Here is a 14,096-nt window from a genome sequence, read left to right on the forward strand (position 1 = left end):
GCGAGCACCCGGATCCGATCGACCGCGGTCCGGCTCAGCGCGCCGCTGTCGAGCGCGAGCCGGGCGAGCGGCTCGAGTCGCATCGAGGCGTAGAACTCCGACCACGAGTCACACGGCGCGTTCGGCAGCGCACGGCTTCCGGTGGTCCGGCGGTCGGTCCGACCGAATGTCGGCGCGCCGACGCGGTGGATCGCCGCGAGCGCCCGGCCGAAGTCCTCATCGGTCGACGGGATCGACGGCCCCTGCTCGATCCACTCCAGTACCAACAGATCGTCGGCCGTGGCGAGCACTCGCGGAACGCCGACAGCGGCATCGGACACCTCAGCTGAATCGCGCAGCCACTGCAGGCCCGTCGCCTCGGTGGAGAAGAAGTGCGGCGGGGGATCCCCGTGGGTCTTCGCGAACACCCGGTCCCCGTCGCCCAGGTCGACCCGGAATGCGTCGGAGACGTCGCCACCCGACAGCCGGTGGATCGCGGTGACGTCACGATCGAGCAGTTCGGCGACCGCATCGCCGATGTCGTGTGCCACCGGACGAATTCAGTCGAGACGACTGACCGTCTCGATCAGGTCCCATCGATTGCCGAACAGATCGCAGAACACCGCGACCCGGCCGTACGGCTCGTCGCGCGGCTCCTCTTCGAACACGATCCCGCGCTGGCTCAGCGCCATGTGGTCCATGTCGAAGTCCTCGGTGTGGAGGAAGAACGACACGCGACCGCCGGTCTGATCGCCCACCCGGGCGCGCTGATCGTCATCGGTCGCCTCGGCCAGCAGGACATGCGTCGCCTGTCGGTCGCGCTCGGTCCCCGGCGGAGCGACGACCACCCACCGCTTGTCACCCTGGTCGAGGTCCTTCACCAGGGCGAAGCCGAGGTCCTGGACGTAGTGCCGAATCGCGCGGTCGTAGTCATCGACGACGATGGTGATGAGACCGAGGTGGGACACAGGTTCATCATGACAGCCAAATCCTGGTTCCGACGCGCCGACGCGCGAGGAACGGACCGGAAACTCCCGACCGCTCCGGTTGCGGTCACAACGACCTCGGTAGCGTGACGGCATGAGCGAACAGCCTGCGACGCAGATCGACCTCTACTGGAGACCGGGTTGTGGATTCTGCTCCTCGCTGCGTCGCCGTCTCGACGCACTCGGAATCGAGCGGGTCGAGCACAACATCTGGGACGAGCCGGAGAAGGCCGACATCGTGCGCGCCCACGCCAACGGAAACGAGACCGTACCGACCGTCGTCGTCGGCGGAGCCGCCATGGTGAACCCGTCGCCGACCGAGCTCGCCCTGTACCTCGCCGAGCACGCTCCGAACCTGCTCCCGGAGGGTTTCATCGCTCCTCAGCCCGGACTCGTCGAGCGCGCGATCGACAAGATCGCCCGATGAACGCGCTTCGTGCGCGCACGTCGACCGACACGGCGTAGGTTCGCACCCATGACCGACTCTTCGATCCGCCATCCGTCGCTCGAGGGCACCGAGATCGCCGACTCGATCCTCGATCTGATCGGTGAGACACCGATGGTCCGCATGAAGCGGATCAGCGCCGAACTCGACCTGGAATGCAGCCTCGTGATGAAGCACGAGGTGACCAACCCCGGCGGCTCGTCGAAGGACCGACCTGCATTGGAGATGATCCTCGCGGCCGAGGCCAGCGGAGAGCTGCAACCGGGCGGAACGATCGTCGAGCCGACCAGCGGCAACACCGGCGTCGGGCTGGCCATCGTCGCCGCCCAACGCGGCTACGACTGCGTGTTCGTGATGACCGACAAGGCCGGGAAGGAGAAGGTCGATCTACTCCGTGCATACGGCGCCGAGGTCATCGTCTGCCCGGTCGCGGTTGCGCCGGAGGACCCGACGAGCTACTACAGCGTCGCCGAGCGGGTGACCCGCGAGCGAGGTGCCTTCCGCCCGAACCAGTACCAGAACCCGCACAACGCCACGGCCCACGTGAAGACGACGGGCCCAGAGATCTGGCGCCAGACCGCCGGTCGGATCACCCACTTCGTCGCCGGTGCCGGAACGTGTGGATCGCTCACCGGGACCGGTCGATTCCTCAAGTCGATGAACCCCGACATCCAGCTGGTCGCCGCCGACCCCGAGGGTTCGGTCTTCTCCGGCGGGTCCGGGCGCCCGTACCTCGTCGAGGGTGTCGGCGAGGACTTCTTCCCCGCTGCGTACGACGGCGACCTCTGGGATCAGGTCATCGCGATCAGCGACGAGGAGAGCTTCCTCACCGCCCGCCACGTCAGCCAGACCGAAGGAATCCTCATCGGAGGATCCGGCGGAACCGCCGTGGCTGCGGCGATCCGTCTCGCCAGAGACGCTCGGCCCGACGACATGATCGTCGTGTTCAACCCCGACTCGGGTCGCGGGTACCTGTCGACGGTGTTCAACGAGGCGTGGATGGCGAACTTCGGGTTCGTCAAGGAATGCGACCAGTGCGTCGGCGCGGTCCTCGACACACGCAACGCATCGATCGAGAACCTCCTCTACGTCAACCCCCAGCAGCCGGTCAGCGACGCGATCGAGATCATGCGCGAAACCGGAGTGAGTCAACTCCCCGTCTGCAAGAACACGCCACCGTTCGCGAACGCGGAGGTGTCCGGTTCCGTCGACGAACTCGCACTGATGGAGGTCATCCATCGCGACCCGAGTGCGATGGGGATGTCGGTCGAAAACGTGATGGGAGCCAAGCTGCCGACGGTGGGTGTCGGCCAGAAGGTCGAACTGGCGGTCGCCATGCTCGAAACCGCCCCCGCGCTGCTGGTCCTCTCCGGCGGTCGGCCGCTGAGCGTGCTGACCCGCAGCGACCTGCTGTCGTACTTCACGGCGATCGCCGAGTCGGTGACCGCACACGATGACGAGGAGAACTGATGGGTGACATCGAACACGAGTCCGAACTCGCGGGTTTCTCGACCCGGGCGATCCACACCGGCCAGGACCCCGATCCGACCACCGGTGCCGTCGTCACCCCGATTTCGTTGTCGACGACGTTCGCGCAGGACGGCGTCGGCAACCACAAGGGATTCGAGTATTCACGGTCCGGCAACCCGACCCGTTCAGCGATGGAGGCCCAGATCGCCTCGCTCGAACAGGCCCGCTACGGGATGTCGTTCGCGAGCGGCCTGGCAGCCGAGGACAACATCCTGCGCTTGCTCACACCACCGCACCACACCGGCGGGCGCCGGGTGCTGCTCGGCAACGACGCGTACGGTGGCACGTTCCGGCTGATCTCGAAGGTGTGGACACCGATGGGTGTGCCGTGGTCCGCGGTCGACCTCACCGACGTCGATGCGCTGCGCGCCGACTGGCCCGACGACACGGGAATGATCTGGCTCGAGACGCCGACGAACCCGTTGCTGGCCTGCTTCGACATCGAAGCGATCGCCGCCATCGCCCACTCGCGGGGAGCGATCGTCGTCGTCGACAACACCTTCGCCACCCCGTACCTGCAACAGCCGATCACTCTGGGTGCCGACATCGTGGTGCACTCCGCGACGAAGTACCTCGGCGGCCACAGCGACGTGGTCGGCGGGTTCGTGGCCACCAGTGACGATGACTTCGCCGAGCGGATCGCGTTCACGCAGAACGCGGCCGGCGCGGTGCCCGCACCGTTCGACTGCTACCTCGTGCTGCGCGGTGTCAAGACGCTCGCCGTGCGGATGGATCGGCACTGTCAGAACGCCCGTGCGATCGTCGACCTCCTGGTCGATCACCCCGCGGTCGAACGGGTCCTCTATCCACAGCTGCCCGACCATCCCGGGCACGCCGCAGCGGCGAAGCAGATGAGCGACTTCGGCGGCATGGTCTCGTTCCAGGTGAAGGCAGGTCGCAAGGCCGCGATGCGCGTCGCCGACGCCACGTCGATCTTCACCCTCGCCGAATCGCTGGGCGCCGTCGAGAGTCTCATCGAGCATCCCGGCGCGATGACCCACGCGTCGACCGCTGGGTCGCCGCTCGAGGTTCCCGACAATCTGATCCGGCTGTCGGTCGGCATCGAGGACTCGTCGGACCTGGTCGACGACCTCGGCGCAGCTCTCGAGACCGTGACGTAACGGGTCAGACCCGTTCCGTAACGGCTGCTGGCGTGGCATCCTGGGGGGACATGGACGAACCGCTTCCCGCTCAGTCCCCGCTCGACCGACCGATCGTCATCGCCGCCAATCGCCTGCCGGTGATGCGCACCGAGGACCACGGATGGACACCCTCGCCCGGTGGTCTGGTCCGGGCGCTCTACCCGATGCTCCGCGAGAGCGGTGGCACCTGGGTCGGCTGGACGGGGGACCCTGACGACGCGGCCGAACCCTTCTCCGTCGACGGTGTCGACCTCCATCCCGTCGCGGTGACCGCCGACGAGATCGAGTTGTACTACGAAGGATTCTCGAACGATGCGCTCTGGCCGCTGTACCACGACGCTCTTCGCGAGTCGACGTACAGCATCGAGCAGTGGGACGCGTATCACGCCGTCAACGAGCGGTTCGCGATCACGCTGGCCAACATCGCTCCGGAGAACTCCGTCGTCTGGATCCACGACTACCAGCTCCAGCTCGTCCCCGGCATCCTGCGCGAGCTGCGCCCGGACCTGACGATCGGATTCTTCCTCCACATCCCGTTTCCGCCCGTCGAGCTGTTCACGCGGCTGCCGTGGCGCACCGAGATCATCCAGGGACTCCTCGGATGTGACCTCGTCGGCTTCCAACGCCCGACCGGAGCGGCGAACTTCATCGCCGCGGCACATCAGCTGCTCGATGCCGAACATGTCGACGATCGAGTCTTCCACCGGGGTCGCGAGATCCGCGCCGGCGTGTTCCCGATCTCGATCGACGTCGCCGAGGTCGAAGCAATGGCGGCGGGGCGAGCGACGCGTCAACACGTGAGCAGGATCCGCGCCCGCCTGGGCGACCCGGAGGTCGTGATGCTCGGCGTCGACCGCCTCGACTACACGAAGGGCATCGGGCTCCGACTCAAGGCGTTCGCCCAGCTGCTCGAGGACGGTCGACTCGACCCGGCTCGCCACGTCATGGTCCAGGTCGCGACGCCGACACGCGAAGCCGTCGAGGCGTACCAGGACGAGCGCGCCGAGATCGAACGACTCGTCGGCGAGATCAACGGCCGGTTCAGCTCGATCGGTCTCCCGGTGGTGCACTACCTGTACCAGACACTCCCCTACGATGATCTCGTCGCGCTCTACCGCGCCGGTGACGTCATGCTGGTCACACCGTTCCGCGACGGGATGAACCTCGTCGCCAAGGAGTACGCGGCGGCGCACATCGACGGCGACGGTGTCCTCGTCCTGTCCGAGTTCGCCGGCGCCGCCGACGAGCTGACCGACGCCGTGCTGGTCAACCCCCACGACGACCGAGCGCTCCAGGACGCGATCGTCGAAGCGGTCGAGATGCATCGCCACGAACGACGCGAGCGGATGGCCGGGCTCCGCGACCAGATCCGCAAGAGCGACGTCCAGGGATGGGCACACCGATTCCTCGAGTCGCTCGCCGATGCCGGCCGATCCGAATGACCGGCTCCGAGGCCGCTCCACCCTTCGACGACCCGATTGGATTGGCCGAGACCATCGCGTCGCTGGACCGACCGGTCCTGATCACCTTCGATTGTGATGGTGTGCTCGCTCCGCTCACCGATCACGCCGACGATTCGGTGCTCACGAGCGGTGTCGGCGCGGATCTCACGCTGCTCGCCGACGGTGACGGCATCACGGTCGCGATCCTGTCGGGCCGGTCGCTCGCGGGACTCGCTCAGTTCGGGTTCGGAGACGAGCTCACCATCTCGGGCAGCTACGGGGCCGAACGACGAGGACTGGACGAGGTCGAACTCACGCCGTCCGAGGCCGACCGACTCCGCGCCCTCGACGACCTGCTGAGCGAGGCGGCGAGGCGTGCCGGTGACGGGTCGTGGGTTGAACGCAAGCCGACCAGCGTCGTCGTCCACGTGCGCGAGGCCGACCCCGGACTCGGGCGCTCCGCGTTGGAGTGGGTGCGTCGCGAACAGACCGCCGTGACGGGCCACGTTCTCCACGAGGGGAACAACGTGATCGAGCTGATGGCCCGGCCGGCCGACAAGGGTTCGGGGCTCGAGGCTCTGCGCCGCGAGTTCGCCCCGGCGTCGACCGTGTACGTCGGTGATGACGTTCCCGACGAGGAAGCGTTCGGGCGGCTCGGGACCGGCGACATCGGGATCAAGGTCGGCGTCGGCGACACTGCCGCCACCCATCGGGTTCGCGACGCCGACGCGATCCGGGAGATGATCTCCGCGCTCGTCGACACGGTCGACACGTCGGATGCTTGACGCGGAGGTTCAGAAGAGTTGTGCCTGCCCCGCGGGTGGCGTGCGTCGGATCGCGGTCCACGGGTTGTAGTTCTCCATGAACACCCAGCTCCGGCGGTGGATCGCCGACGGTCCGTATCCGACGAGCGACATCTTGTGCACCGGGCACGGGTACCCCTTGTTGGTGTCGAACGACCAGTGCGGATAGTGCTCGGCCGACGCCCGCATCTCACGGTCCCGGACGACCTTCGCGAGGATGCTCGCCGCCGCGACGCTCAAGCAGCGCAGGTCGGCCTTGACCACGAGTTCGACACGAGGCACCGACGGTGAGACGAAGTCCCACTTGCCGTCGGTGACCGCCACGTCGGGGACCACGTCGAGCGCGGCGATCGCGCGTGCCGCCGCGAGCTTCTGGGCGGCCGACATCCCGAGGTGGTCGCACTCCTCCTGACTGGCACCGCCGACGGCCCAACTGGTGCACCACGAGCCGATCCGGTCGAAGAGGAACTCACGCTTGGTCTCGGACAGCAACTTCGAGTCGCGCACGCCGTTGACCCGCGTGTCCCGTGGGAGAACCGCAGCACCGACCATCAGAGGACCGGCCCACGCACCCCGACCGACCTCGTCGATCCCGACGACCGTCTCGTAGCCCTGGGACCAGAGGGCCTTCTCGATCTCGCGGGTGGGCGCTCGCTTCCTCGACGTCACGACGTGATCTCGTTCCCCGGCCGCCTCAGACGAAGCTGGAGCCGGGTTCGGGATCGGCGTCGATCGTGATGCTCAGCGACGACGTGGCCGAGCGCTTGGGCGCCGGAGCCGGCCAGAGTGCTTCGCCGGACCGCTCCTGTGTCTCCCACTGCGGATCGACGTCGGGCGCACTGAGCCGCACCGGTGTCGCACCCTGCTGTTCCCACAGGACGGCGGGGCGTTCTCCGTGCCACCGGACAGCGAACGACGCGGACGTCGACGGCGAGGTCGGAATCGCGTGGACCTCGAAGTTGCTTCCGAGCCACGACGTCGGGATCCCCCCGGACATGATGCGGCCGGCGTCGACGATCCTGCGCTCGACCGAGCGGACGAATCTGCCCACCGACCCGGTTCGACGCGCATCGGCGAACGATGCGATCACACCCTCGGTGCCATCGACGTCGGTGCGCTTGGTCGTCACCCGATCGACGGTTCGTTCGATGTCACCGGCGGCGCGTTCGTCGCCCGCTCGTTGCGCCACCAAGAGTGCTGCTGCCAGGGCCTGAACGGCATCGGACACCTCGGTCGCCGTGGACGAGCGCTTGACCGCGAGGCGGGCGAGATGTTCGGACGGCGCGACGATGGCGGGGAGCCACGCATCGGCGTCGTCGCCGCATCGCACCAGCTCAGCCACATCGAGAAGGAACCCGACGGGGTCGTCGTCGGCGTCGACGGGGCCTTCGAGGAGCAGGTCACAGCGCGCCGCCACGACGGCGTGGACGAGTTGCTCGTCGGGCAGCACCAAGCGGCTCGCCTGCTCGACGATCCGGGTCCACCCGCGCACGACCGCCACCGAGGGCGGCACCTGCCCGAGCGACTCGGGCCGCATCGTGCCACCCGGATGCGGCAGCGCCAGACGGACGACCGCCCGGTGCCCGATCGGCAGGACGACCGCGTCCCCGTCGAGCTCGATGCCCTGGATCGGCACGTCGGCAGGTGGACGCTCGGTGACGACGCGAGGTCCGGTGAGTGCCACCGCGAAGGGCATCGGCGACTCGTTCTCGAACTCGACGATCACGGTGCCGCCGCCGTCGGGCACCGCCCAGACGCGCTGGACGGCGTCCCCGTCGGGGACCCGGAGCCGGGTTTCGACCACCGGCGTTCCCTCGATCCTGGATTGTCGCACCGTCGGTTCCTCGGACGGAACGTGCCAACGATCGTCGGCTGCGACATGCCAGTCGAAGGCGACCTGATCGACCGGGTCGACACCCCAGGGGATGATCGAGCCCCACGGTGTGAGCGTCCACCGGGTGCGCTGACCGGTGGAGCCGAGTGTGATCCCGGTGTCGAGGTCCGCGACCGACGCTGTCGTCATGGCGACCAGTCAAGCAGCCGGGTCGGCCGATGTTGCGCTGCGTGCTCGACACGCCGCCCGTGCGGTCAGCCCAACTCGCTCCCGGCGTCGCGATCCATCAGCGCCACCAACGCCTGCTTGGCGGAGCGCCCGTCGTGACAGACGGCCACGACCTGCTCGCTGATCGGCATCTCGACGCCGGCGGCGGACGCCAGGTCGATCACGCTCGGGCACGACTTCACGCCCTCCGCCACCATGTTCATGCTCTCGACGATCGCGTCGATCGACTCGCCCTCACCCAACCGCCGACCGACGGTGTTGTTCCGGCTCTGGGTCGACGCGCACGTGGCGATCAGGTCACCCATCCCGGCGAGGCCGGCGAAGGTTCCGAGCTCACCACCGAGCGCGAGTCCCAGGCGCGTCATCTCCGCGAGTCCCCGGGTGATCAGGGTGGCTCGCGTGTTGTCGCCGAAGCCCATTCCCAGGCCCATCCCGGACGCGATCGCGATCACATTCTTGACCACGCCGGCGACCTCACAGCCGACGACGTCCGGGTTCGTGTACACGCGCAGAGTCGGTGTGGAGAACAACCGCTGGAGCGCTCCGGCGATCCGCGGATCGTCGATCGCCACCACGCTGGCGGCCGGTTGACCCGCCATGATCTCCTTCGCGAGGTTCGGACCGGTCATCACCGCCACAGGGTGGCCCGGCATCTCCTCGATCGTGACCTCGCTCATCCGCTGCTGCGTATCGCGCTCGAGGCCCTTCGACAGCGTCACGATCGGCACCCAGGGCCGGAGATGCTCGGCGACCTCTCGTGCGACCTCCCGGTACCCGTGCGACGGAACCGCCATCACGATGACGTCCGAGGTCCGCACGATGTCGGCGAGATCGCTCGTTGCCGACAACTGCTCCGGCAACGTGAAGTCGGGCAGATAGCGGGTGTTGGTGCGCTGTTCGTTGACCTCATCGGCGAGCTCGGGCCGACGCGCCCAGAGCCGAGTCGTCGCGTTCGCACTGGTGAGTGCGGCGACCGTCGTCCCCCACGATCCGGCACCGACCACACCGACGGCGATGCCAGGCGAACTTCTCGTTGTCATGTACGTCCCCCAACTCACACGCTTCGATCGGTCCACGTGTCGTCGTCAGCGTAGTGCGAGTGGATCGACGGACACTTCCTACACTCGCCGGGTGGACCTCGCCGTGCTCGTGCCCGTGAAGGCATTCACCGAAGCGAAGCAGCGTCTCTCCACGGTGCTCGAGCCCGACGTTCGGTGCCGACTCGCCCGCTGGCTCGCCGACGGGGTGATCCGATCGGTCGGTCCGACCCCCGTGTACGTCGTCTGCGACGACGTCGAGGTCCGACGCTGGGCGGAGGACGCGGGGGCCACCGTCCTGTGGACCGCCCGACTGGGGTTGAACGGCGCCGTCGACGACGGGGTCGCCGCGATCACGGCGGAGGGATTCGATCACGTCGTCGTGAGTCATGCCGATCTCCCGCTCCCGAGCAGGCTCGTCGACCTGGCCCGTCCGGAGACCTCGACCCTCGTTCCGGATCGCCGCCACGACGGCACGAACGTGATGTCGTTCCCGACCCGAACGCCGATCGCCGCTCGATACGGGCCCGGCTCGTTCCATCGGCATCGCAGCGCCGTCACATCGACCACGTCGGAGGTCCGCTTCGACCACCACCTGTCGATCGATCTCGACACGTCCTCCGATCTCACCCATCCACTCCTTCGAGAGGTCCTGCCCACATGGCTGCCAACGATCCCGGCCAACCACTACAGCCTTCGACGTCGATGACCGACTGGTCGCGCGACCTCGCCACACCGTCGTCCGCGCTCGCCATCGGCGCGCACCCGGACGACGTCGAGTTCGGTTGTGGCGGTCTCCTCGCGAAATGGGCCGCCGATGGGTGCACGGTCCACCACCTCGTGTGCACGGACGGATCGAAGGGGACGTGGGACGCGGATGCCGACGTGGTCGCGCTCGCGGCGCGCCGACAGGACGAACAACGCGAGGCCGCGCGGCGTCTCGCCGGGGATCGTGCAGGAGAGGTGCGATTCCTCGAATACGTCGACGGTGAACTCGACAGCGATCTGTCCGCACGCGGTCGCGTCGCTCTGGTGATCCGGGAACTCCGACCGAGCGTGGTGCTCGGACACGATCCGTGGAAGCGGTATCGGCTGCATCCCGACCACCGTCATGCCGGCCTCCTCGCGTGCGAGGGGATCGTCGCAGCGCGCGATCCGCACTTCTACCGCGAGCACCCCGTGGCTCACCACCGACCCGATGCGCTGCTGCTGTGGGAGGCCGACGAACCGGATCACGTCGAGGACGTCAACGACTTCGTCGACATCAAGCTGGCAGCGCTCGAGGCGCACGAGAGTCAGTTCGAGTCGACGATGAAGGCGGCCGACGACACCCAGTTGGCGGGGTTCCGGGATCGGGTCATCACCCGGCTCCGGGTGTTGGGCGAACCGCACGGTCTGCGCGCCGCCGAAGTCTTCAAACTGATCGAGAGCCTGTAGCCGGGCGCGAAACGGGTGGCGACCCGAAGGCCGCCACCCGTTCGTCGACGTGCAGGCTGTTCAGCGCTTGGTGCGCTGTGCCGCAGTCTTCTTGGCCGGGGCCTTCTTGGCGACGGCCTTCTTCTTCGCCGGAGCCTTCTTCGCAACGGCCTTCTTCTTCGCCGGAGCCTTCTTCGCAACGGCCTTCTTCTTCGCCGGAGCCTTCTTCGCAACGGCCTTCTTCTTCGCCGGAGCCTTCTTCGCTACAGCCTTCTTCTTCGCCGGAGCCTTCTTCGCAACGGCCTTCTTGGCGGCTGCCTTCTTCGCTACAGCCTTCTTCTTGGCCGGAGCCTTCTTCGCAACGGCCTTCTTCTTCGCCGGAGCCTTCTTGGCAACGGCCTTCTTCGTGGCTGGACGCTTGGCAGCCATCAGATCACTTCTTCTTCTTGCCGTTGAGGGCTTCCTTGAGCGCGGAGCTCGACGAGAACTTGGCTGCGGTCGACGCGGCGATCTTCACCGGCGCTCCGGTCTGCGGGTTGCGGCCCGTGCGAGCGGCGCGTGCCGAGGTGCTGAACTTGCCGAAGCCGGGCCAGGTGACCGCTTCGCCCTTCTTCATCTCAGCGGTGACGTGGTCGAAGAATGCTCCGAGCGTCTTCTCGGTGTCGGCCTTCGACTGGCCGGCGGCCTCTGCGACCGCTTCGATCATTTCTGCTTTGGTTGCCATCGTTGGAACCCTTTCGTGGATGGATCAGTTGCTGTTCACACCGGCCGAAGCCGGGACCACGACTCCATCGGGGAGCCGAATGACAACCATGTGACTTGCATTCACCCCTGGAACGCAACCCTTCATCTCGTTGCAACTGCAATGACCGATCCGGCAGAGCCTTGCAACGTCTGGCGTCAGCACGGCTCCGACGATCCACAACCGGCGACAGGGATGCCGGCGAAGGCCTCGCGCAACCGCGTCCCGCACCGCTCGAGTTCGTCCTGGGTGTACGTCGTCCGCGGCCAGAAGAAGCCGCGCAGACCATCACCCTTCACTCGCGGGACCACGTGGACGTGGAGATGCGCGACGCTCTGGCTGACGATGTTGTTGTTCGCCACGAACGTGCCCGTACAGCCGAGAGCCTCGGGCATCGCAGCGGAGATCGCCTGCACCCGCAGGAAGAACGGGCCGACCTCGGTCGGATCGAGATCGGCCAACGTGACGACGTGTCGCCGGGGAACCACGAGCGTGTGCCCGTGGAACAGGGGACGACGGTCGAGGATGCCCACGGCCACCTCGTCGTCCCACACCACCTCACCCGGCTCGGTGCCGGCGATGATCCGGCAGAAGATGCAATCCGATGACCCACCGATCCGTTCCGTCATCACCGTCCCATCATCGCAGCATCATCGACCCGGGCGAGCGGGTCGGCTAGAACAGTCGTCGTTGCGTATGGCCCACTTTCCACACCACCGAGACAACTCACACCAGGAGTGATCGTGACCGATCTGTCCCTCTCCCGCACCCGTCCCGCCCCCACGGCGACCGACTCGACGGACGGAGGTGACAGCGACGAGTCGGGCATCCGCACCAGGTTCGTGCTCGATACGTCGGTGCTGATCGCCGATCCGTGTTGTGTCCTCGAATTCCGGGATGTCGACATCGTCGTTCCCCTGACGGTCGTGGAGGAACTCGACGGGCTGAAGAGCCGCTCCGACGACGTCGGCCGGGCCGCGCGCACCGCGCTGCGGACCCTCGAGGAACTGCGGGTCGCCCACGGCGGTTCGCTCGCCGAACCAGTTCCAACCGGCACGGGATCCGCCACACTGCAGATCGAGATCAACAACATCCGCAAGCATCTGTTGATCGAGCACGGCCTCGATCCGTCGGTTCCCGACAATCGGATCATCGGCGCAGCGATCGGACAATCGGACTTCGGTCCGACGACGATGATCAGCAACGACGCAGCCCTGCGGATCAAGGCCGCGCACATGGGTGTCGATGCCGCAGCCCACTCCCCCGTCCGATCGAATCGACCCACCGCAGCGATCGGCTGGAGCACGATCGACACCGCCTTCGAGAAGATCGACTGCCTCTACGCCGCAGGCGCCGTCGCACTCGACGCGGTGCTCGAGCCGGACGATCGCCCGAGCGAGAACGAGTTCGCGGTCCTCCGGTCCGGTTCACAGTCGGCGCTCGTGCGCGCGGTCGGGGACGAGTTCGTGTTGCTTCCCCAGCAGGGCGCCGAGCCGTGGGGGTTGCGCCCTCGGAACAAGGAGCAGCGATTCGCTCTCGAACTGTTGCTCGACCCCGACGTCTCGGTGGTCGCACTCGACGGTCGCGCCGGCACCGGCAAGACGCTGCTCGCGATCGCCGCCGGCCTCGAGTTGGTGGTCGAGCAGCACCGCTACGAGCGGCTCGCGGTCTACCGCCCGTTGGTCCCGGTCGGTCGTGCCGACGTCGGGTTCCTGCCGGGAGGCCTCGACGAGAAGCTCGATCCCTGGATGTCGGCCATCCACGATGCGATCGTCGCACTGACCGACCACGGCAACAGCCACGACGCGCGCGGCCTGATCGACGAGCTCACCGATCGCGGCCAGCTCTCGCTGGAGTCGGTGACGTTCCTGCGGGGCCGCTCGCTCCAACGCCAGATGGTGTTGATCGACGAGGCACAGAACCTCGAACCGACCACGTTGCGCACGATCCTCACCCGCGTCGGCGAGGGCACGAAGGTGATCTTCACCGGCGACACGAGTCAGATCGATGCGCCCTATCTCGGCGAGAACAACAACGCGCTCAGCGTGCTCACGTCGGCGTTCGCCGATCAACGCTGCTTCGGCCACATCACGCTGACCGCCTGTGAGCGCAGCGACGTCGCAAGCCTCGCCGCCGAACTGCTCTGACCGGTCAGCGGTCTCGCGGCGTGTCAGGAGGTCGTGAGCCGTTCGAAGCGCTCGACGCACGACCGGGCACGGTTCGGTTCACCGTCGAGCGGGGTCGCGTCCGGTGTACACGGACGCGGCGAACCCGACGATGGCGATCAGCCACCACCTGTCGTGGACAGGTGACGCGATCACCGACGGCAGGAGATCTGGCCACCGCATCGCGAGGGCGACGATCGTGACCGGCACGAGCAGTCCCGTCGCGACCGCGGTGATTCCGCCGTGCGGATCGCCGCGACGCCACACGGCGAGCCCCACCGCAAGCGCGACTCCGGCGGCCGCCATGACCTCCGGGAGCCGATCGGTCGTGCCGCCCGGTGCACCGG

General features: G+C 67.5%; 17 protein-coding genes. 8 read left to right on the top strand and 9 right to left on the bottom strand.

The window, feature by feature from the left end:
• Both WBV89_RS19820 and WBV89_RS19825 read right to left on the bottom strand, forming a co-directional pair.
• Positions 1-530: fructosamine kinase family protein (locus WBV89_RS19820; protein ID WP_423983053.1), on the bottom strand; the 530-nt coding region annotated here is incomplete at its 3' end.
• A 9-nt stretch (positions 531-539) separates the two neighbouring features.
• The gene (locus WBV89_RS19825) at positions 540-947 is read right to left on the bottom strand and encodes a VOC family protein (protein ID WP_423983054.1); all 408 of its coding nucleotides are present in this window, start codon (positions 945-947) and stop codon (positions 540-542) included.
• A 112-nt stretch (positions 948-1,059) separates the two neighbouring features.
• Here WBV89_RS19825 and WBV89_RS19830 point away from each other — a divergent pair, with 112 nt between their 5' ends.
• The 5 genes from WBV89_RS19830 to otsB are packed head-to-tail and all read left to right on the top strand — an operon-like array spanning position 1,060 to position 6,309.
• Positions 1,060-1,392, top strand: a complete 333-nt coding sequence (locus tag WBV89_RS19830) for a glutaredoxin family protein (RefSeq protein ID WP_423983055.1) — start codon at positions 1,060-1,062, stop codon at positions 1,390-1,392.
• Positions 1,393-1,440: 48 nt separating this feature from the next.
• Complete coding sequence (locus WBV89_RS19835; protein WP_423983056.1) at positions 1,441-2,880, top strand: pyridoxal-phosphate dependent enzyme; 1,440 nt, start codon at positions 1,441-1,443, stop codon at positions 2,878-2,880.
• The gene (locus WBV89_RS19840) at positions 2,880-4,061 is read left to right on the top strand and encodes a cystathionine gamma-synthase (RefSeq protein WP_423983057.1); all 1,182 of its coding nucleotides are present in this window, start codon (positions 2,880-2,882) and stop codon (positions 4,059-4,061) included. Before WBV89_RS19835 ends, WBV89_RS19840 begins: the two co-directional genes overlap by 1 nt.
• 50 nt (positions 4,062-4,111) lie before the next feature.
• Positions 4,112-5,524 carry an alpha,alpha-trehalose-phosphate synthase (UDP-forming) gene (locus tag WBV89_RS19845; protein WP_423983058.1) on the top strand — a complete coding sequence of 471 codons (1,413 nt, stop codon included), beginning with the start codon at positions 4,112-4,114 and terminating at the stop codon, positions 5,522-5,524.
• On the top strand, positions 5,521-6,309 hold the full coding sequence (gene otsB, locus WBV89_RS19850; RefSeq protein ID WP_423983059.1) for a trehalose-phosphatase: 789 nt from the start codon (positions 5,521-5,523) through the stop codon (positions 6,307-6,309). Before WBV89_RS19845 ends, otsB begins: the two co-directional genes overlap by 4 nt.
• 9 nt (positions 6,310-6,318) lie before the next feature.
• Here the strand turns inward: otsB and WBV89_RS19855 are convergent, their stop codons facing one another.
• From WBV89_RS19855 to WBV89_RS19865, 3 genes are all read right to left on the bottom strand, one after another.
• Positions 6,319-6,996: a ribonuclease HII gene (locus WBV89_RS19855; protein ID WP_423983060.1), complete on the bottom strand. Its 678-nt coding sequence runs from the start codon at positions 6,994-6,996 to the stop codon at positions 6,319-6,321.
• A gap of 25 nt (positions 6,997-7,021) precedes the next feature.
• The gene (locus tag WBV89_RS19860) at positions 7,022-8,350 is read right to left on the bottom strand and encodes a hypothetical protein (protein ID WP_423983061.1); all 1,329 of its coding nucleotides are present in this window, start codon (positions 8,348-8,350) and stop codon (positions 7,022-7,024) included.
• 65 nt (positions 8,351-8,415) lie between these two features.
• On the bottom strand, positions 8,416-9,429 hold the full coding sequence (locus WBV89_RS19865) for an NAD(P)H-dependent glycerol-3-phosphate dehydrogenase (RefSeq protein WP_423983062.1): 1,014 nt from the start codon (positions 9,427-9,429) through the stop codon (positions 8,416-8,418).
• Positions 9,430-9,520: 91 nt separating this feature from the next.
• Here WBV89_RS19865 and WBV89_RS19870 point away from each other — a divergent pair, with 91 nt between their 5' ends.
• Positions 9,521-10,135 carry a hypothetical protein gene (locus WBV89_RS19870; protein ID WP_423983063.1) on the top strand — a complete coding sequence of 205 codons (615 nt, stop codon included), beginning with the start codon at positions 9,521-9,523 and terminating at the stop codon, positions 10,133-10,135.
• Positions 10,132-10,863 carry a PIG-L deacetylase family protein gene (locus tag WBV89_RS19875; RefSeq protein WP_423983064.1) on the top strand — a complete coding sequence of 244 codons (732 nt, stop codon included), beginning with the start codon at positions 10,132-10,134 and terminating at the stop codon, positions 10,861-10,863. Before WBV89_RS19870 ends, WBV89_RS19875 begins: the two co-directional genes overlap by 4 nt.
• 60 nt (positions 10,864-10,923) lie before the next feature.
• Here the strand turns inward: WBV89_RS19875 and WBV89_RS19880 are convergent, their stop codons facing one another.
• The 3 genes from WBV89_RS19880 to WBV89_RS19890 form a co-directional block, all read right to left on the bottom strand.
• Positions 10,924-11,271, bottom strand: coding sequence for a hypothetical protein (locus WBV89_RS19880; RefSeq protein ID WP_423983065.1), 348 nt, complete (start codon positions 11,269-11,271; stop codon positions 10,924-10,926).
• Between the two features lie 4 nt (positions 11,272-11,275).
• Positions 11,276-11,566, bottom strand: coding sequence for an HU family DNA-binding protein (locus WBV89_RS19885; RefSeq protein WP_423983066.1), 291 nt, complete (start codon positions 11,564-11,566; stop codon positions 11,276-11,278).
• Positions 11,567-11,742: 176 nt separating this feature from the next.
• Positions 11,743-12,213, bottom strand: a complete 471-nt coding sequence (locus tag WBV89_RS19890) for an HIT family protein (protein ID WP_423983067.1) — start codon at positions 12,211-12,213, stop codon at positions 11,743-11,745.
• Between the two features lie 114 nt (positions 12,214-12,327).
• On the opposite strand from WBV89_RS19890, the gene WBV89_RS19895 reads away from it, so the two are divergent.
• Complete coding sequence (locus WBV89_RS19895) at positions 12,328-13,731, top strand: PhoH family protein (protein ID WP_423983068.1); 1,404 nt, start codon at positions 12,328-12,330, stop codon at positions 13,729-13,731.
• Positions 13,732-13,809: 78 nt separating this feature from the next.
• Here WBV89_RS19895 and WBV89_RS19900 read toward each other — a convergent pair.
• On the bottom strand, positions 13,810-14,096 hold a 287-nt coding region (locus tag WBV89_RS19900; protein WP_423983069.1), incomplete at its 5' end, for a hypothetical protein.

The organism is Ilumatobacter sp. (assembly GCF_049588435.1).
Lineage (GTDB): Bacteria > Actinomycetota > Acidimicrobiia > Acidimicrobiales > Ilumatobacteraceae > Ilumatobacter_A.

Bases quoted from the DNA above. Each gene is read 5' to 3' on its own strand.
- WBV89_RS19830 (WP_423983055.1), top strand. From the start codon at position 1,060: ATGAGCGAACAGCCTGCGACGCAGATCGACCTCTACTGGAGACCGGGT.
- WBV89_RS19835 (WP_423983056.1), top strand. From the start codon at position 1,441: ATGACCGACTCTTCGATCCGCCATCCGTCGCTCGAGGGCACCGAGATC.
- WBV89_RS19840 (WP_423983057.1), top strand. From the start codon at position 2,880: ATGGGTGACATCGAACACGAGTCCGAACTCGCGGGTTTCTCGACCCGG.
- WBV89_RS19845 (WP_423983058.1), top strand. From the start codon at position 4,112: ATGGACGAACCGCTTCCCGCTCAGTCCCCGCTCGACCGACCGATCGTC.
- otsB (WP_423983059.1), top strand. From the start codon at position 5,521: ATGACCGGCTCCGAGGCCGCTCCACCCTTCGACGACCCGATTGGATTG.
- WBV89_RS19860 (WP_423983061.1), bottom strand. From the start codon at position 8,350: ATGACGACAGCGTCGGTCGCGGACCTCGACACCGGGATCACACTCGGC.
- WBV89_RS19865 (WP_423983062.1), bottom strand. From the start codon at position 9,429: ATGACAACGAGAAGTTCGCCTGGCATCGCCGTCGGTGTGGTCGGTGCC.
- WBV89_RS19875 (WP_423983064.1), top strand. From the start codon at position 10,132: ATGACCGACTGGTCGCGCGACCTCGCCACACCGTCGTCCGCGCTCGCC.
- WBV89_RS19880 (WP_423983065.1), bottom strand. From the start codon at position 11,271: ATGGCTGCCAAGCGTCCAGCCACGAAGAAGGCCGTTGCCAAGAAGGCT.
- WBV89_RS19885 (WP_423983066.1), bottom strand. From the start codon at position 11,566: ATGGCAACCAAAGCAGAAATGATCGAAGCGGTCGCAGAGGCCGCCGGC.
- WBV89_RS19890 (WP_423983067.1), bottom strand. From the start codon at position 12,213: ATGACGGAACGGATCGGTGGGTCATCGGATTGCATCTTCTGCCGGATC.